20 protein-coding genes are annotated in these 16,308 nt (G+C 56.4%); 12 read left to right on the top strand and 8 right to left on the bottom strand.

Annotated features, from left to right (window positions below):
• Window positions 1-12: 12 nt before the first annotated feature.
• On the top strand, window positions 13-399 hold the full coding sequence (gene cybC, locus AC1RKC_RS11475) for a cytochrome b562 (RefSeq protein ID WP_115060628.1): 387 nt from the start codon (window positions 13-15) through the stop codon (window positions 397-399).
• On the opposite strand, the gene AC1RKC_RS11470 is transcribed toward cybC, so the two are convergent.
• On the bottom strand, window positions 396-1,181 hold the full coding sequence (locus AC1RKC_RS11470) for an AraC family transcriptional regulator (protein WP_142816306.1): 786 nt from the start codon (window positions 1,179-1,181) through the stop codon (window positions 396-398). The genes cybC and AC1RKC_RS11470 overlap by 4 nt on opposite strands.
• A gap of 120 nt (window positions 1,182-1,301) precedes the next feature.
• On the opposite strand from AC1RKC_RS11470, the gene AC1RKC_RS11465 reads away from it, so the two are divergent.
• Entirely contained in the window at window positions 1,302-2,090 is a 789-nt protein-coding gene (locus AC1RKC_RS11465; protein WP_493092478.1) for a sulfite exporter TauE/SafE family protein, read from the top strand.
• A gap of 39 nt (window positions 2,091-2,129) precedes the next feature.
• On the opposite strand, the gene rnk is transcribed toward AC1RKC_RS11465, so the two are convergent.
• Complete coding sequence (rnk, locus tag AC1RKC_RS11460; protein WP_020831894.1) at window positions 2,130-2,540, bottom strand: nucleoside diphosphate kinase regulator; 411 nt, start codon at window positions 2,538-2,540, stop codon at window positions 2,130-2,132.
• A 425-nt stretch (window positions 2,541-2,965) separates the two neighbouring features.
• Here rnk and AC1RKC_RS11455 point away from each other — a divergent pair, with 425 nt between their 5' ends.
• The 10 genes from AC1RKC_RS11455 (at window position 2,966) to AC1RKC_RS11410 (ending at window position 11,861) form a co-directional block, all read left to right on the top strand.
• Window positions 2,966-3,313: a glycine dehydrogenase gene (locus AC1RKC_RS11455; protein ID WP_490635783.1), complete on the top strand. Its 348-nt coding sequence runs from the start codon at window positions 2,966-2,968 to the stop codon at window positions 3,311-3,313.
• Window positions 3,314-3,348: 35 nt separating this feature from the next.
• Window positions 3,349-3,714, top strand: a complete 366-nt coding sequence (locus AC1RKC_RS11450; protein ID WP_012147075.1) for a glycine-rich SFCGS family protein — start codon at window positions 3,349-3,351, stop codon at window positions 3,712-3,714.
• Window positions 3,714-4,010 (top strand): DUF4312 family protein, encoded by a 297-nt coding sequence (locus AC1RKC_RS11445; protein ID WP_020831890.1) that lies wholly within the window; start codon window positions 3,714-3,716, stop codon window positions 4,008-4,010. Before AC1RKC_RS11450 ends, AC1RKC_RS11445 begins: the two co-directional genes overlap by 1 nt.
• A gap of 30 nt (window positions 4,011-4,040) precedes the next feature.
• A complete protein-coding gene (locus AC1RKC_RS11440; RefSeq protein WP_265555896.1) occupies window positions 4,041-4,817 on the top strand; it encodes a DUF4311 domain-containing protein in 777 nt (258 codons plus the stop codon).
• 11 nt (window positions 4,818-4,828) lie between these two features.
• Complete coding sequence (locus tag AC1RKC_RS11435) at window positions 4,829-5,479, top strand: DUF4310 family protein (RefSeq protein ID WP_017894152.1); 651 nt, start codon at window positions 4,829-4,831, stop codon at window positions 5,477-5,479.
• A gap of 66 nt (window positions 5,480-5,545) precedes the next feature.
• Window positions 5,546-6,685, top strand: a complete 1,140-nt coding sequence (locus AC1RKC_RS11430; RefSeq protein ID WP_020831888.1) for an amidohydrolase/deacetylase family metallohydrolase — start codon at window positions 5,546-5,548, stop codon at window positions 6,683-6,685.
• Window positions 6,669-7,787, top strand: coding sequence for a DgaE family pyridoxal phosphate-dependent ammonia lyase (locus tag AC1RKC_RS11425; RefSeq protein ID WP_020831886.1), 1,119 nt, complete (start codon window positions 6,669-6,671; stop codon window positions 7,785-7,787). The genes AC1RKC_RS11430 and AC1RKC_RS11425 overlap by 17 nt, the downstream gene beginning before the upstream one ends.
• Complete coding sequence (dagF, locus tag AC1RKC_RS11420) at window positions 7,784-8,524, top strand: 2-dehydro-3-deoxy-phosphogluconate aldolase (protein WP_044553680.1); 741 nt, start codon at window positions 7,784-7,786, stop codon at window positions 8,522-8,524. The genes AC1RKC_RS11425 and dagF overlap by 4 nt, the downstream gene beginning before the upstream one ends.
• Before the next feature lie 151 nt (window positions 8,525-8,675).
• Window positions 8,676-9,893: a lactonase family protein gene (locus AC1RKC_RS11415; protein ID WP_046372551.1), complete on the top strand. Its 1,218-nt coding sequence runs from the start codon at window positions 8,676-8,678 to the stop codon at window positions 9,891-9,893.
• A gap of 51 nt (window positions 9,894-9,944) precedes the next feature.
• Window positions 9,945-11,861: a BglG family transcription antiterminator gene (locus tag AC1RKC_RS11410; RefSeq protein WP_493092477.1), complete on the top strand. Its 1,917-nt coding sequence runs from the start codon at window positions 9,945-9,947 to the stop codon at window positions 11,859-11,861.
• A gap of 51 nt (window positions 11,862-11,912) precedes the next feature.
• Here the strand turns inward: AC1RKC_RS11410 and npr are convergent, their stop codons facing one another.
• The 6 genes from npr to lptB form a co-directional block, all read right to left on the bottom strand.
• Complete coding sequence (gene npr / locus AC1RKC_RS11405; protein WP_020831874.1) at window positions 11,913-12,185, bottom strand: PTS phosphocarrier protein NPr; 273 nt, start codon at window positions 12,183-12,185, stop codon at window positions 11,913-11,915.
• Window positions 12,182-13,036, bottom strand: a complete 855-nt coding sequence (gene rapZ, locus AC1RKC_RS11400; RefSeq protein ID WP_012147065.1) for an RNase adapter RapZ — start codon at window positions 13,034-13,036, stop codon at window positions 12,182-12,184. The genes npr and rapZ overlap by 4 nt, the downstream gene beginning before the upstream one ends.
• 131 nt (window positions 13,037-13,167) lie before the next feature.
• A complete protein-coding gene (gene ptsN, locus AC1RKC_RS11395; protein WP_115060613.1) occupies window positions 13,168-13,629 on the bottom strand; it encodes a PTS IIA-like nitrogen regulatory protein PtsN in 462 nt (153 codons plus the stop codon).
• A 158-nt stretch (window positions 13,630-13,787) separates the two neighbouring features.
• A complete protein-coding gene (gene hpf, locus AC1RKC_RS11390; protein ID WP_004948547.1) occupies window positions 13,788-14,075 on the bottom strand; it encodes a ribosome hibernation promoting factor in 288 nt (95 codons plus the stop codon).
• Between the two features lie 23 nt (window positions 14,076-14,098).
• Window positions 14,099-15,532 carry an RNA polymerase factor sigma-54 gene (gene rpoN, locus AC1RKC_RS11385; RefSeq protein ID WP_020831868.1) on the bottom strand — a complete coding sequence of 478 codons (1,434 nt, stop codon included), beginning with the start codon at window positions 15,530-15,532 and terminating at the stop codon, window positions 14,099-14,101.
• 50 nt (window positions 15,533-15,582) lie between these two features.
• Window positions 15,583-16,308 (bottom strand): LPS export ABC transporter ATP-binding protein, encoded by a 726-nt coding sequence (lptB, locus tag AC1RKC_RS11380; RefSeq protein ID WP_020831867.1) that lies wholly within the window; start codon window positions 16,306-16,308, stop codon window positions 15,583-15,585.

Below are 16,308 nucleotides of genomic sequence, written 5' to 3'. Positions count from 1 at the left end.
AGGTGAGCAAGCATGTCGAACAAACTGAAAGCGCTGATGGCGCTGGCGCTGCTGGGCGCCAGTTCACTGGCGGTCGCGGCCGATCTGGCCGACGATATGGATACCATCGCAGGCAATTACAAAACGGTGCTGAGCACTGACTCCACGGATACCTTGAAGCAAAGTTTGCAGAACATGCGCGCCGCCGCAGTGGATGCAAAGCAAAGCACCCCGCCCAAGCTGGAGGACAAAGCGGCCGATAGCCCGGAGATAAAAGATTTCCACCACGGGCTGGACACGCTGATCGGTCAGATCGACCAATCGCTGGCGCTGGCCAACCAGGGCAAGCTGGCCGAAGCCAAGCAGGTCGCGCAGGGCTTCAAACAAACCCGCGACGCTAACCACAAGAAGTTCCGCTAACCCCTTTCGCGCCGTTCTGAAGCCAGATAGCAGGACGGCGCCTGCCCCAGCACGCGGCGAAACATGGTGGCAAACGCCGCGCTGCTTTCATACCCCAATTCCAGAGCCACCTGCGTCACGCTGCTGCCTTCGGCCAATTGGGCCAGCGCCAACACCACGCAGGCACGCTGACGCCATTGTGAGAAGGACATTCCTGTCTGAGCGCGAAACAGGCGGCTGAAACTGCGGATGCTCATATACAGCCGCGAAGCCCATGCCTGAGGTGAATCGTGCGCGTCAGGGTGTTGCAGGAATTGCTGGCAGAGTTCACTCAGCCGCCGGTCCGCCGGCAGGGGGATATGCAGTGGCAGAGGCGGTAGATTGGCCAGCTCATGCAGCAGCAGGCTAACCAGCGCGCCATCCCGGCCTTGCTCATCGTAATCCAGTGGCATATCGACGGCGGCCATCAACAGTTGGCGCATCAGCGGCGTTACGCTGACCACCTGGCAATCCTGTGGTGGATCAATCAGCAACGCGGCCGGTTCAATGTACAGGCTGCGGGTCGTGACGCCGACCATTCTTACTTCATGCGCCATCTGTGGGGGCAGCCACACCGCATGCTGAGGCGGCACAATCCAGTTCCCCTGACGGGTGAACACGTGCATTACCCCGGTGGCGCCGTAAAGCAATTGAGCGCGCCGATGCTGGTGCATAGGCAGCAGGTAACCCCTTGGGTAGTCGGTGCCAATAGCAATTACGGGCCTTTGCACCGAGTCGAGATCGTCAATATGTCGATTGCGCATAAAGCTTTTCGCTGAACAGTTGGCCGAAACGCAATGATAGTTGGCCTTTGATATGAAGCAAGCCAAAAGCCGGTGTTTTATGCTGCCGCTCGACATCTTTACTCAGGAGCGCCTGCGGCTATGGTGGATATTATTTTCGTGCTGTTGACCGGCGTTGTTACCGGTATGACGACCATCGTGTTCGGTTTTGGCGGTGGTTTTGTGGTGGTGCCACTGGTTTACCATCTGGTGATCGCCTCGGGGGAACAGCCTGGTCAGGCGATGCATATCGCAGTGGCCACCTCGACGGCGGTGATGATTTTCACGGCAGGTTACGCCACTTTTGCCCAGTGGCGCAGTGGCAACCTGCTGCGTGAAACTCTGGTTCCGCTCATTTTTTATATCGGGATGGGGGCGGTGCTGGGGGCTTTTGCATCCAGCCTGTTGGCGGACGGCACGGTGCGCTTGTTGTTTGTGATTTACATCCTGGTGACGATTGCGGATTGTCTGTTCAGGCCGGGGTTTTTGGTTAAGCCGGTACGCGCTGCACTTTCACCATCGACTCTGTTGATCGGCGGCCCGCTGATTGGTGTCATCGCGACCCTGCTCGGCGTAGGGGGGAGCGTGATGACGGTGCCTCTGTTGCGTCGCCATGGGTTCGAGATGCGGCATTGCGTCAGTTCGGCCAATGCGTTGTCGATCCCTGTCGCCCTCGTGGGGGCATTGATGTACGTCGGTTTGGGATGGAGGGAAATGACAGGGCCGCACTATCTGGGTTACGTCAATCTGGCCCTGCTCGGGCAGTTGGTGACGAGCGGTGTCGTGGGGACGGTGGTTGCCAGGAAGTGGCTGCCGGAGGTCAATGATCGGCTGCATGCCAGAATTTACGTGCTGTTGCTGATCCTGGTTTTGATCGCCATCGGTGTGTAAGAGACAGAAAGGGCGGCTGGTCACCGCCCTGAAAACCGCTTAGCGGTGGTATTCACCCGCCGCTTCCGGCTGGTACAACAGTTCCAGCACTTCGATACGCGCTTCTTCACCGTTCGGCAACTGCCAGGTAATCTGGTTGCCGATGTGCATGCCCAGCAGCGCTGCGCCCAGCGGCGCCATCACCGACAGCTGTTCGTGGCTATCCTTCAGCGAAGCCGGGTAAACCAGCGTACGCACGTGTTCTTCTGCCGTATGCAGATCGCGGAAACGTACGCGGCTGTTCATGGTCACTACGTTGGCCGGGATCTGGGACGGCGGCAGAATTTCGGCGCGATCCAACTCGATGTTCAGCGCAGCCGCGACATCGGTGTTGGCAAAGGCCGGTTGTTCCAATAGCGCATCCAGGCGTTCCGCATCCAGCTCATTAATAGTAATGGTTGGCTTGGTCATTCCACTCTCCAGTCAAATCAAAAGGCGTCGGGTAACGCGCCCATAAATTCGGAAAAACAGCACAAAAGCAAAACCCCCGCGCCAGAGGTACGGGGGTGTTGTTGATGTCGAATTGTCTTACCGATAGTAGGCGGTTAAGCCGGGAAAAGAAAGAGATCCCGATCACGAAGCTTTTCACCTCCCTTGGCTCAACTGGAAACCTTTTGTGGCGATATCTTTTTGTAATCTAATTGAATTATCTGGCAGATGCTTATTTTGCGAAATGGATCCCTGACGGTCATTGAATTTCCACTTTCAACTGGAAAAAAACAGAGTACACAGAATATCTCCCCGGGGTTAGGGTAAAGGCATCAGAGAAGGCGGCTTATTCAGGTGATGTGCTGTGCGACTTACGGAATCATGTTTGGATCTAGGGGTACTGAAAAGTGAATGATGGATCTGCTGCGAGAGAAAATAGTGAACAACCTGACGTCAGCACGGCCGGGGCGATAACCGAACGGGTGCTGACTGATATTACCGTCATGCTAAACGCCGAAGATATTTATACCAATGCGGTGCAGCAACAGATGCTGGAGTCGCATATTCGCGCCATGGTGTTACGCTCAATAACCGGCGAGCCATTACCGGAAGTCGATAAATCACTGTTTGACGAGATCTCGGCGGAATCCATGCAAATGGCGGAGCGGGTAGTCGACCAATTTACCACTCTGCCGATTGAAGAGGCTTATTTGCTTTCCGTCCATTTTGAAGTGGCAAAAGATAATAACCAATAGCAGTTACCGAATTAAATTAATCAGGAGAAAATACCATGGGTCAGATTACCGTAGTGATTGGCGATCGTTTGGGTAAAGGTCAGAAAGTGGGTCAGGGCATTGAAAACGCAGGCGGAAAAGCCATCGTGATCCCCGGTGTGGCGGCCGACATGAAGCTGGGTGACGTGATGAAAGCGGAAGGCGCGCAGCTGGGCATTTCTTTCTGCGGCAGCGGCGGCGCTGGTGCCATTACCGCCCAGACTAAATACGGCTACAAAGCCAAATACGGCATGCGTTCCATTGATGAGGGCGTGACGGCAATAAACGAAGGCTGCACCGTATTGGGTTTTGGTTTTATGGATAAAGAAGAGCTGGGTCAAAGACTGGTTGAAGCCTACGTCAAAAAACACGGCAACCCGTAATGAAAGAACAATATACAACGTCGGTAAAGGTGGAGGGTAAGGGCGACAGCAAAGCGAAAGCTTTTGCTTCCGCCTTGGCCAATGTGCAGGGCGCGGTATTAAAATCCACCGGTAATATTCTGCTGCGTATTGAACCGCAGGATGTCAGCGTATTAAAAGCAGAAGAGAAAATAACAAAAGAAAAGTTTCTGTTTTTCTTTCTGCCGCGCGAAAGAAAAAGCTACTTCGTGGCTCTGGAAATAACCGTGAACGTGACAATGATCAATACAGAAAAAGTTGTCTTCGTCGCGAAATAAAAACGTTAGCATAAATCAAAGGGTATACTGATGTTTTTAATCATCTTATTTAAGTCGCTTATTATCGGCGGACTGGTGGGGGTTGGCGTAGGGGCCGGCGCCGCACGTATGTTCCATGCTCCGACGACACAGGGCATGGGGGCTTTCCGCACCTTGGGCGAGTTGAACTCCTGCGAGGGTGACCCGGCTTCCCACTTCTCATTCGGTCTGGGCTTCTTCTTCAACGCCTGGGCGTCTTCCGTGGCAGCAGGGGCCTTCACGCAGGACGTTGACCACCGCATTATTCCACACTGGGGCGCGGCTGCGTTGATGGTCAAAAACCGCAACCTGGCGCAAACGCTGCACGATCCGAAAAAAATGGCTATCGCCTGCGGCATCATCGGCATGCTGGTTGTGGCCTTCCTGAATACCACCGCTTCCGCCGTGCCTGCCGCATTGCAGGTGACGGCGATCAAGGTGCTGGTGCCGGCAGCAAACCTGCTGGTGAATACCGTGATGCCGGTGATCTTCTGGCTGGCGGCGATCGACGCCGGACGCCGTTCCGGCTTCTGGGGCACCATCTTCGGCGGCCTGGCGCAGCTGATTATGGGCAACGCCGTTCCGGGGCTGGTGCTGGGCATCCTGATCGGTAAAGGCGTGGAAGAGAGCGGCTGGAACAAAATCACCAAGATCATGATGGCGGTGATCGTGCTGCTGTTCGTGCTGAGCGGGTTCTTCCGCGGCTTCGACATGAAAGCCCTCGAGTCCTTCAGCCTTGGCGTGCCGGGTTGGTTGGACGCCATTCACAACACCCTGAGCGGTAAATAAGGAGCTGGATAATGGAAGAACAAACCCAAAAAGGCTTCTGGTATGCCGACTGGTCATTCCCGATTTTTGTCGGTCTGCTTTCCTCAGGCGTGTTCGCCGGAACACATATGTACTACCTGTACGGCATCGGCGCGTTTAACGAAGTGGCCTTTGTTTCCATGCTGCGTGCGGGAATGGACACTGGCGTTTACGGTGCCGTGGCGGCCTTCGGGGCCAGCTTCCTGTTTGCGCGCATCATTGAAGGTTCGCTGGTGGGGATCCTGGACATCGGCGGTGCGATCCAGACCGGCGTGGGGCTGGGGGTTCCGGCGCTGCTGCTGGGGGCGGGGATCATTTTCCCGGTCGCTAACTTTGCCGCCTCGCTGGTGACCGGCCTGGTGATTGGCCTGGCGATTGGCTACCTGATCATTTTGGCGCGTAAATTTACCATCAATCAGAGCAACTCCACCTACGGGGCGGACGTGATGATGGGCGCCGGTAACTCCTCGGGGCGTTTCCTGGGGCCGTTGATCATCTTGTCGGCGATGACCGCTTCCATTCCGATCGGTATCGGCTCGCTGCTTGGCGCCTTGCTGTTCTATATCTGGAATAAGCCGATCACCGGTGGGGCGATCCTCGGTGCGATGCTGTTAGGGGCCATTTTCCCGGTAGCTATCGCCTAATCACGAACGTGATTGCTGGGGGCGGTACGCGGTGCCGTCCCCAGGCTGTAAAAGGAGTAATGCGGTATGTATGACTTAGTAATCACAGGCGCCAGACTGGCGGATGATCGGCTGGTGGATCTGGCGGTCAAAGACGGCAAGATTGCCGAAGTGGGTCAATTGGCCGACGACGTCCACGCCCATCGAAGACTGGATCTGGCGGGTAACTGCCGCCTGAGCGCTGGCTGGATCGACTCCCACGTGCACTGCTACCCCTCTTCGCCGATTTACCATGACCAACCGGACTTGGTCGGGACGGCCTGTGGCGTCACCACGGTGGTGGATGCCGGCAGCACCGGCACCGACGACGTGGATGCGTTTTATACGCTGACGCGCAGCAGCAAAACCAACGTTTTCGCCTTCCTGAACATTTCGCGCATCGGCCTGCTGCGTCAGAACGAACTGGCTGATTTGGCAGACATCGACAAACAGAAAGTCAGCCGGGCGATCGACAAACATGCCGGTTTTGTCATCGGCATCAAGGCGCGCATGAGCAGCAGCGTCGTTGGCCAGAACGGCATCCGGCCGCTGGTGCTGGCCAAAGAGATCCAGCAAGAAAATAACCTGTTGCCGTTGATGGTTCATATCGGCAATAACCCGCCGGATCTGGATGAAATAGCCGATCTGCTAACCCGTGGCGACATTATCACTCACTGCTACAACGGCAAACCGAATCGCATTCTGACGCCGGCGGGCACGCTGCGTGAGTCTATCCAGCGCGCGCTAAAGCGCGGCGTCCTGCTGGATGTTGGCCACGGCACCGCCAGCTTCAGCTTCGAGGTGGCGCGCCAGGCGATAGCGCTTGGCATTTTGCCGCATACCATCAGCTCCGATATCTACTGCCGCAACCGGATGGCCGGGCCGGTACACAGCCTGGCGACGGTGATGTCCAAATTCTTCAGCGTTGGGTTATCGCTGCCGCAGGTGATTGCCTGCGTTACGGAAAATGCCGCCTCGGCGCTGCATCTGTCCCATAAGGGGCGACTAGAACCGGGCTGCGATGCCGATTTCACGCTGTTCGAGCTCCGTCAGGGGCCACAGGTGTTCGCCGATTCAGAAGGGCAGTCGGCCGAGGGCCAACAATTGCTGGTTCCGCTGGCCGCCGTGGTGGCCGGGGAAATCCTATTAACCGATGAAGGGAAAGCCGCTCATGTCTTCGATTTATGAAAAATATAATTTAAAACAGGTCATCAACACTTCAGGTCGCATGACTGCACTCGGCGTGTCTACGCCGCGCCAGGACGTCATTGATGCCGTGGATTACGGCATGAACCACTACTTCGAAATCAAGGATCTGGTCGACAAAACCGGCGCCTACATCGCCAATTTGCTGAATGTCGAAAGCGCGGTGGTGGTTTCCTGCGCCTCGGCGGGCATTGCCCAGTCAGTGGCGGCGCTGATCGTCAAAGACAACGCCAACCTGTTGGTGAACCTGCACTCCGCACCTATTACCGTTCCGCGCGAAATCGTGTTGCCGCGCGGTCATAACGTCAACTTTGGTGCGCCGGTCGATACCATGGTGGCGCTGGGTGGCGGCAAGGTGGTTGAAGCCGGTTACGCCAACGAGTGTTCCGCCGAGCAGCTCGAGGCCTGCATTACGCCGCAAACGGCGGCGATCCTCTATATCAAGTCACACCACTGCGTGCAGAAAAGCATTCTTTCCGTTGAGCAGGCGGTGGTGGTGGCGCGCAAACATAACCTGCCACTGATCGTCGATGCCGCGGCGGAAGAAGATCTGCTGTGCTACTACCAGATGGGAGCCGACCTGGTGGTTTACAGCGGAGCCAAGGCCATCGAAGGCCCGACCAGCGGTCTGGTGATTGGCAAGAAACAGTACGTCGAATGGGTGAAGCTGCAAACCGGTGGTATCGGCCGGGCGATGAAGGTCGGCAAAGAGGGCATCCTCGGCCTGACGCAGGCGATAGAAAGCTACCTGCGGCTGGAGAAAACCACCGGGCAGCAGATGGTGGAAAGAATGACGCCGTTTATCGACAGTCTGAATACCCTGACCGGTATCAGCGCCAAAACCGTCTGGGACAGCGCCGGGCGTGATATCGCACGGGCAGAAATCACGTTCGACGAAGCGGTGCTGGGATGGTCGACCTACGACATTGTGCAGGCGCTGAAAACCGGCGAGATCGCTATCTACTTCCGTGGCTATAAAGCTAACGAAGGCAAGATTGAAGTGGACGTGCGCAGCGTTGATCAGCAACAGCTGATGACCGTTTTCACCTGTATTAAAAATCTGTTCACGGAGAAACAAGCATGAAGCTGCAACCTAACTACTATCGCGATCGCGTGTGCCTCAACGTGTTGGCCGGTTCGAAAGACAACGCGCAGGAGATTTATGCGGCGGCAGAAGGGCATGTGCTGGTGGGGGTGCTTTCCAAGAACTACCCGGACGTCGACAGTGCAGTTGCGGACATGCAGCGTTATGCGCGTCTGATAGAAAATGCGCTGTCGGTAGGGTTGGGCGCAGGCGATCCTAAACAATCGGCAATGGTCAGCCTGATTTCCCAGCGGGTACAGCCGCAGCACGTCAATCAGGTGTTTACCGGCGTGGGCGCTAGCCGTGCGCTGCTGGGGCAGAATGACAGCGTGGTGAACGGTCTGGTGTCGCCAACCGGCCGCGTTGGCTGGGTAAAAATTTCGACGGGGCCGCTGAGCGCTGCCGCGCCGGACGGCATTGTGCCGGTGGAAACCGCCATCGCCTTGTTGAAAGACATGGGCGGTAGCTCAATCAAATATTTCCCGATGGGCGGACTGGCATGCAGAGAGGAATACGAGTATGTCGCCAAAGCCTGTGCCGAGCATGACTTTATGCTGGAACCGACCGGCGGTATCGATCTGGAAAACTTCGAGCCGATCGTCGAGATCGCATTGGCTGCCGGCGTGAAGCGCGTGATCCCGCACATCTATAGCTCAATCATCGACTCCAGCACCGGTAACACCCGCCCACAGGACGTGAAAGCCCTGCTGGCGACCACCAAAAAGCTGGTGGGTTAAAGCGCATTATCGGATGACGTAAGGCAGGGAGGCGCAGGCTCTGTATCCCCAGGCGCGGGCACACCGCGCCGCTATCTTTCCCCTCTGGCTTTCAAGTTGCAGCTAACAACGCTGTGGCTTGAAAGATGACGGGTATACCATCAGGATAACTATGCGAAACTGGCAAACATCTTCCACCCTGCGAACTGCAGTCACTCTGGCGCTGCTGGCGATGGCTAGCCCGGCGCTTCATGCTGAGGATGCAATGAAATCTACGTCATCTCATTTTGCTTATATCGGTACTTACAACCCTAACGGCGAAGGCGTTTACCGGGTGCAGGTCGATCCGGTCAGCGGCGCACTGAGCGCCAGAACCCTGGCCAGCAGCCAGCCGAACCCAGCACAGCTTACCGTGGATGCCAAAGGCCAGACGCTGTATGTCGCCAGCGAAGTGGCGGACTTTAACGGGACTCAGCATGGCGGCATTATTGCTTACCGTATCAATCCGACGGACGGCAGCCTGACCCAGCTCAATCAGGTTGATGCGCAGGGGGCGGGGCCGGTTTATCTCTTCCTGACGCCAAACGGTCGTCATCTGTTGGTGGCAAACTACGTCAGTGGCACCGTAGCGGCTTTCCCGGTTGAAAGCGACGGCAAGCTGGGCACGGCCAGTTCGGTGCAGCAACAGCAAGGACCGGCAGGGGCTGGCAAGCCGGAGGCGGCGGTGGAGGGCAGCTTTGCCATCAGCGATCACAACGGCCCGCATGCGCATATGATCGCCAGCGATCCGAGCGGCAAGTTTGTGTTCTCCACCGATCTGGGGCTGGATCGTATTTATCAATGGCGCTTTGACGATGCCAGCGGCCAGTTAACGCCGAACGATCCGCCGTGGATCGCGGCATCTTCCGCCGGCGCCGGGCCGCGTCATTTCGTGTTTCATCCGGACGGGAAAACCTTGCTGCTGGTGAACGAAGAGGCTTCCACGCTGACCAGCTACCGTTTTGATAATCAAAAAGGTACTCTGAAACAGTTGCACGTGATCTCTTCGCTGCCAGCCGATTATAAGGGCACCAACTTCGCCGCCGGCCTGGTGCTGAGCGAGGATGGCAAAAATCTGTACGTGGCCAATCGGCTGCATAACAGCATCGCGCAGTTCAGCGTTGGCAGTGGAGGCGAGCTGCATTCGGTGGCGGAAACCTGGACGCGCGGGGATTATCCGCGCTCGTTAACGCTGAGTCCGGACGGGCGCTATCTGTATGCGATGAATCAACGCAGCGATAACGTCACCCGTTTCAGCGTGGATAAGGCCAGTGGCAAACTCAGCTTTGTTGAAGGCTATACGCCGGTCGGCAGCCCCTCGCAAATGGTGTTCTTGCCGCTAGCCAAGTAACTTGTTGCCCGCCGGATCCACCTGGCGGGCACTCTAATTGACGGAAAGAGAATGGTGCGATTTCCCTACCCGCGTTTGGCCTATCTGTTCGATGCTTTGCAGTCTGAAACCTTGCCGCAGGACGAGTTGGCGAAGCGTTTTGCCGTGTCCACCCGAACCGTGCGTGCTGATATCACCGCGCTGAACGATATTTTGGAAAAATATGGTGCGCACTTTGTGCATAGCCGCGGTGCGGGCTATCGCCTGCAGGTGGATGATGCCAGGTTGTTCAGCGCCCTGCAGCATCAGGAGCGTAAAAAACACGCCACGCCACGCAGCGCACAGGAGCGGGTACATTATCTGCTGGTTCGTTTTTTGACCTCAGCCTTTTCTCTGAAGCTGGAAGATTTAGCCGACGAATGGTTTGTCAGCCGCGGCACGCTGCAAAACGACATGGCTGAGGTGAGGGAGCGCCTGGCGCACTATCAGTTGACCATCGAGACCAAGCCGCGCTACGGCATGAAGCTGTTCGGCTCGGAGATGGCGATCCGCGCCTGCCTGACCGACTTGTTATTCCAACTGCATTTGGCCGACGCCGAAAACCCATTGCTTAACAATGAGATCCTGCAGCAACCGCAGGTGGTGACCTTTGCCGGGCTGCTGCATCCGCTGTTGTCTCAATATGCTATTCGTCTGACCGACGAAGGTGAACAGTACCTGATTTTCTACTGTGCGGTGGCATTGCGGCGCATTACCGACGGCTATCCGTTGCCGGATTTTGACGTTGAGGACGGTGATGACGCTGTGCGTAAGGCTTCTACCTGGCTAGCCGGGGAGTTACGCAAAGCCAGCGGCAAAGAGGTCTCGATGGCGGAGGAGGCTTATCTACGGGTCAACATCGCCGCGCGTCGTGTGCAGGAGGTGCAGCCGACCGAGATCAACGCCGACGATGAAGAAGCGCTGGTGGATTACATCCTGTCGTATATCAATTCGCACTATAACTACAACCTGCAAGGGGACAAGCAGCTGCGGGCCGATCTGCTCACCCACATCAAAACCATGATCACCCGGGTGAAATACCAGATTAATATCCCCAACCCGCTGTTGGCGAACATCAAGCAGCACTACCCGATGGCCTACGACGTGACGCTGGCGGCCGTATCGAGCTGGGGAAAATACACGCCTTATACCCTGAGTGAAAACGAGATCGGCTATTTGGTGCTGCACATTGGCGTTGGCCTGGAGCGGCATTACAACATCGGTTATGAGCGCCATCCGCAGGTGATGTTGGTCTGCGATACCGGCAACTCGACGGTCCGGATGATCCAGGCGCAAATCGCACGCAAATACCCGCAGTTGGTGATGACGCGCATCGTTTCGCTACGCGATTACGAGGTGCTCAATCATATCGACGAAGACTTTGTCATTTCCAACGCGCGGGTCAGTGAAAAGAACAAACCGGTGGTGGTGATGTCACCGTTCCCGACCGAATACCAGCTAGAACAGTTGGGTAAGCTGGTGCTGGTGGATCGCACCAAGCCCTATATGCTGGAGAAGTTTTTCGACGCCGACCATTTTATGGTGGTGAACGAGCCGCTGACTCAGGCGCAATTGTTCCAGAAAGTGTGCAGCCAACTTGAGCGCGAAGGCTACGTAGGTGATGACTTTTATCCGTCGGTCGTAGAGCGCGAGGCGATTGTTTCCACGCTGCTGGGCGAGGGGATCGCACTGCCGCACTCGCTGGGCCTGTTGGCGAAAAAAACCGTGGTGGTGACGCTGCTGGCGCCGCAGGGTGTGGTCTGGGGAGAGGGCGAAATCGCCCACGTGATCTTCCTGTTGGCGATCAGCAAAAGCGATTACGAAGAAGCGATGGCTATTTATGAGCTGTTTGTCACCTTTGTACGCGAGCGGTCAATGAGCCGCCTGTTGGGCAGCAACAACTTCGATAGCTTCAAGGCGGTGGCGCTGGACTGTTTGAGCCGGATCTAGGACTGGAGGGGTTAGGTCTAATGAAAAGGGCGCAATAGCGCCCCCAGTATTTTAGTCTTCGTCAAAACCGGAATTAATCAGTTCAATCACCGCGGCCAGCGCTTTCACCTCATCCGGGCCGGTGGCTTCCACCTCGATATGGCGCCCCTGCGCAGAGTCCAGCATCAGCAGCGCAATCACGCTGCTGGCCTCGGCCTCGGTGCCGCTGTCGTTACGCAGCATCACTTCGGCATCAAAACTCTGCACCAGCTCGAACAGCTTCATCGCCGGGCGGGCGTGCATGCCCAGTTTGTTTTTGATTTCAACCGTTTGCTTGACCGTCATTGTTTGCGTTTTTCCAGCGTGCGGTGGCGTGACTGTACGTTCTTGCCGCGAGAGCGGAAGTAATCGGCCAACTGTTCCGCTACGTAGACTGAACGGTGTTTGCCGCCGGTACAGCCAATGGCCACCGTCAGATAGCTGCGGTTGTTGGTTTCCAGCATTGGCAACCACTGTTCCAGATAGCTGCGGGTCTGGTAGATAAAGTTGTGCACCTCAGTGTGGCGATCGAGGAATGAGGCGACGGGTTTATCCAGGCCGGTCATCGGGCGAAGTTTAGGATCCCAGTGTGGGTTCGGCAGGAAACGTACGTCGAACACGTAATCGGCGTCGATCGGTATACCGTGCTTAAAGCCGAAGGATTCAAACACCATGGTCAGCTCGCGCTCGCGTTTGCCCAGTAAACGGGTACGCAGCATTTCGGCCAGTTCATGCACCGACATTTCCGAGGTGTCGATGATCAGATCGGCTCGTGAACGCAGTGGTTCCAGCAGATCGCTTTCTTCATCGATGGCGCTTTCCAGCGACAGATTCTTGCTGGACAGCGGGTGTAAGCGACGAGTATCACTGTAACGACGAATCAGTGTGTTACGGTCGGCATCAAGGAACAGCAACTGCGGCGAAAAGCTGTCCGGCAGTTGGGTCATTGCATATTCAAACACTTCCGGCGATTCCGGCATGTTACGCACGTCGATGCTTACCGCCGCGGAGCTGTTGCGTTCCGCCAGCGTATTGGCAAGCTGCGGCAGCAGTACCACGGGCAGGTTATCAACGCAGTAAAAACCCATGTCTTCCAGCGCCCGCAAGGCGACGGATTTCCCTGAACCGGAACGGCCGCTGACAATCATCAGCACCATGTGGCAACTCCCCCTGGCATCTCAGTGGCGTTTATCGCCACCGTTAGAAACTTTATTATTCCGGCCTGAACCGGAATCCATCATGGCTAAACAGTATCGTTATCCGGGCTGGAAGTCACGCCAGCCGGGCGTTACTCGGTGATGATTTGGTAAAGCTCTTCGTCACTTTGCGCCGCGCGCAGGCGGCGGCATACTGTTTTGTCGGCCAGACGCTTGGCGACCAGAGACAGGGTATGCAGATGGGTTTTACATTGGTCGGCCGGCACCAGCAGGGCGAACAGCAGATCGACCGGCTGGTTATCAATGGCGTCGAAGGCGATAGGTTGGTCGAGACGAATAAACACGCCAACGGCCCGCAGTGTGTCCTCTTCCAGTTTGCCATGGGGGATGGCGATACCGTTGCCGATACCGGTGCTGCCCATGCGCTCGCGGGTGAGAACCGCGTCAAATACCACCTGGGGTGGCAGATTGAGCTGTTTGGCGGCCAGTTCGCTGATAATTTCCAAAGCCCGTTTCTTGCTGGTGCAATGTACGGAGCTTCTGGTGCACTCGATATTTAATACCGAGCTTAACTGCATTGTTTCGTTGTTCATCTCATCTTCACTTAAAACCACACCAGCAAGCAGGCTTGTGAGGTGATTTTTCGCCTTGTTTAACCCTGATGGCTTATCGGCGCGTACCCAAACAGGTAACGCGCCGATGGCCGAGGCTACGTTTGAGCCGTACCCGCTGACGGAAACGGCCCAGAATGTCAGTGTTGTTTCAGTTTGTCTTTATGTTTGTTCAATTGACGCGCCAGTTTGTCGATCAGGGTATCAATTGCCGCATACATGTTCTCGTCTTCCGAGGTGGCGTGCAACTCGCCTCCATTCACGTGCACCGTCGCTTCCGCAATCTGCTGCACTTTTTCCACACTAAGCACGACATACACCTGATTTATGCGGTCAAAATACTGTTCGAGTTTGGCGAACTTGGTGTTCACGAACTCACGCAAGGGTTCGGTGATTTCGATGTGGTGTCCGGTAATGTTGAGCTGCATAGTGTCTTCCTTCTCAATAGAGGTCAAACCAACTGTTTACGTTGGTTGGACGGCGGGATGGACAAAGACTCTCGGTACTTGGCGACGGTACGCCGCGCCACGATGATCCCCTGATCGGAGAGCAGGGTAGCCAGCTTGCTGTCGCTGAGCGGTTTGGCGGGGTTTTCCGCCGCAATCAATTTCTTCACCACCGCCCGGATCGCCGTAGAGGAAGCTTCGCCCCCGCTGTCGGTATTCACGTGGCTTGAGAAGAAATATTTCAATTCGAAAATGCCGCGCGGACTGTGCAAAAACTTCTGCGTGGTCACGCGTGAGATTGTCGATTCATGCATCTCCACGGCCTGAGCGATATCCGCCAGCACCATGGGCTTCATAAATTCCGCGCCTTGCTCAAAGAACGCCTGCTGCTGCTCGACGATGCAGCGCGAAACTTTCAGCAGGGTGTCGTTGCGGCTTTCCAGGCTCTTGATCAGCCATTTCGCTTCCTGCAAATTGCTGCGGATGTACTGACCGTCGCTGTCGTTACGCGCGCTATTGCCCAGCGCAGCATACTGCTGATTGATCTTCAGCCTTGGGATGCTGTCGCTGTTGAGCTCGACCGTCCACACATCCTGCACTTTGCGGACCAGCACGTCCGGGATCACGTACTCAGATTCGCCGGTGTTGATCGACTGGCCTGGACGCGGATCGAGTGACTGGATCAGCAACATCGCTTCTTTCAGTGTATCTTCTTTTGAGCGCGTTGTTCGCATCAGGCTGCGAAAGTCGTGGTTAGCCAGCAAGTCCAGATGTTCGCTGATGATCAGGCGCGCTTCCGCCAGGTAAGGCGTGTCTTGGGCGTATTGGGATAGCTGAACCAGCAGACAATCGCGCAGGTCGCGCGCCGCGACGCCAACCGGATCAAACCGCTGTACGCGCTTCAATACCGCCTCGACTTCGTCCATTGTCACATTCTCGTCACCCATGCTCTCCAGAATGTCTTCCAGCGGCACGGTGAGATAGCCGGTGTCATCGACGGCGTCGACGATCGAGGTGGCAATGGCAGCATCGGTATCGGAAAACGGCGTCAGATCCACCTGCCACATCAGGTAATCCTGCAGGGTTTGGGTGGTTTCACCCTGATACACCGGCAGTTCGTCGTCACTGTAATCGGTGCGAGTTCCTGACGGAGTTCCGGCGGTATAGATCTCGTCCCAGGTGGCGTCCAGCGGCAGCTCTTCGGGCATGTCCTTTTGTTCCAGCGCCTCCCGGGTATCCAAACCTTCGGTTTCGGTCGTCTCTTTCGCGTCGATTTCTTCGTGCAGATCGGTCTGTTCAAGCAGTGGATTGCTCTCTAACGCCAGCTGTATCTCCTGCTGGAGCTCAAGCGTGGACAACTGCAGCAGGCGTATGGCCTGCTGGAGCTGGGGGGTCATGGCCAGTTGTTGGCTAAACCTGAGTTGCAAACCTTGCTTCATATTCTTCAGTCTACTTCCGTTAACAGTCGCCCATCAGGACGCGCCGGTACTCAGAGGCGGAATTCTTCGCCCAGATAAACGCGTTTTACCTGCTCATCGGCCAGAATAGCATCCGGCGTACCGTGAGCAATCAGTTTGCCCTGGCTGACGATATAGGCGCGTTCACACACGTCCAGCGTTTCGCGCACGTTGTGGTCGGTGATCAGCACGCCCAGGCCGCTGTCACGCAAGTGCTCGATAATTTTTTTAATGTCGATAACGGAAATCGGGTCAACCCCGGCGAAGGGTTCATCCAGCAGGATGAATTTCGGGTTAGCCGCCAGCGCACGTGCGATCTCCACGCGGCGACGTTCGCCACCGGACAGCGCCTGGCCCAGGTTGTCGCGTAGATGGGAGATATGGAACTCTTCCATCAGTTCTACCGCACGGTCTGCCCGCTGTTCGCTGCTGAGATCGTCACGGATCTCCAGCACCGCCATCAGGTTGTCGTAAACGCTCAGGCGGCGGAAGATCGAGGCTTCCTGCGGCAGATAGCCGATGCCACGACGCGCACGGGCGTGCAGTGGCAGCAGGCTGATGTCTTCTTCGTCAATCACGATACGTCCGGCGTCACGCTGAACGATACCGACCACCATGTAGAACGTGGTGGTCTTGCCGGCGCCGTTTGGCCCCAGCAGGCCGACGATCTCGCCGGATTTCACTTTCAGGCTGACGTCTTCAACGACTTTGCGGCCCTTGTAGGCTTTCGCCAGGTTTTCTGCGATGAGTGTAGCCAT

This window comes from Serratia sp. GW822-FHT06E05, assembly GCF_058799445.1.
This window is presented reverse-complemented; position numbering and strand designations above follow the sequence as displayed.

Excerpts from the sequence above, each read along its gene's own strand:
- AC1RKC_RS11445 (WP_020831890.1), top strand. The coding sequence starts at position 3,714 with ATGAAAGAACAATATACAACGTCGGTAAAGGTGGAGGGTAAGGGCGAC.
- AC1RKC_RS11430 (WP_020831888.1), top strand. The coding sequence starts at position 5,546 with ATGTATGACTTAGTAATCACAGGCGCCAGACTGGCGGATGATCGGCTG.
- AC1RKC_RS11425 (WP_020831886.1), top strand. The coding sequence starts at position 6,669 with ATGTCTTCGATTTATGAAAAATATAATTTAAAACAGGTCATCAACACT.
- lptB (WP_020831867.1), bottom strand. The coding sequence starts at position 16,308 with ATGGCTACACTCATCGCAGAAAACCTGGCGAAAGCCTACAAGGGCCGC.
- cybC (WP_115060628.1), top strand. The coding sequence starts at position 13 with ATGTCGAACAAACTGAAAGCGCTGATGGCGCTGGCGCTGCTGGGCGCC.
- AC1RKC_RS11440 (WP_265555896.1), top strand. The coding sequence starts at position 4,041 with ATGTTTTTAATCATCTTATTTAAGTCGCTTATTATCGGCGGACTGGTG.
- rapZ (WP_012147065.1), bottom strand. The coding sequence starts at position 13,036 with ATGGTGCTGATGATTGTCAGCGGCCGTTCCGGTTCAGGGAAATCCGTC.
- rnk (WP_020831894.1), bottom strand. The coding sequence starts at position 2,540 with ATGACCAAGCCAACCATTACTATTAATGAGCTGGATGCGGAACGCCTG.
- AC1RKC_RS11410 (WP_493092477.1), top strand. The coding sequence starts at position 9,945 with ATGGTGCGATTTCCCTACCCGCGTTTGGCCTATCTGTTCGATGCTTTG.
- AC1RKC_RS11415 (WP_046372551.1), top strand. The coding sequence starts at position 8,676 with ATGCGAAACTGGCAAACATCTTCCACCCTGCGAACTGCAGTCACTCTG.
- AC1RKC_RS11465 (WP_493092478.1), top strand. The coding sequence starts at position 1,302 with ATGGTGGATATTATTTTCGTGCTGTTGACCGGCGTTGTTACCGGTATG.
- dagF (WP_044553680.1), top strand. The coding sequence starts at position 7,784 with ATGAAGCTGCAACCTAACTACTATCGCGATCGCGTGTGCCTCAACGTG.
- npr (WP_020831874.1), bottom strand. The coding sequence starts at position 12,185 with ATGACGGTCAAGCAAACGGTTGAAATCAAAAACAAACTGGGCATGCAC.
- rpoN (WP_020831868.1), bottom strand. The coding sequence starts at position 15,532 with ATGAAGCAAGGTTTGCAACTCAGGTTTAGCCAACAACTGGCCATGACC.
- AC1RKC_RS11470 (WP_142816306.1), bottom strand. The coding sequence starts at position 1,181 with ATGCGCAATCGACATATTGACGATCTCGACTCGGTGCAAAGGCCCGTA.
- AC1RKC_RS11450 (WP_012147075.1), top strand. The coding sequence starts at position 3,349 with ATGGGTCAGATTACCGTAGTGATTGGCGATCGTTTGGGTAAAGGTCAG.
- AC1RKC_RS11435 (WP_017894152.1), top strand. The coding sequence starts at position 4,829 with ATGGAAGAACAAACCCAAAAAGGCTTCTGGTATGCCGACTGGTCATTC.
- ptsN (WP_115060613.1), bottom strand. The coding sequence starts at position 13,629 with ATGAACAACGAAACAATGCAGTTAAGCTCGGTATTAAATATCGAGTGC.
- hpf (WP_004948547.1), bottom strand. The coding sequence starts at position 14,075 with ATGCAGCTCAACATTACCGGACACCACATCGAAATCACCGAACCCTTG.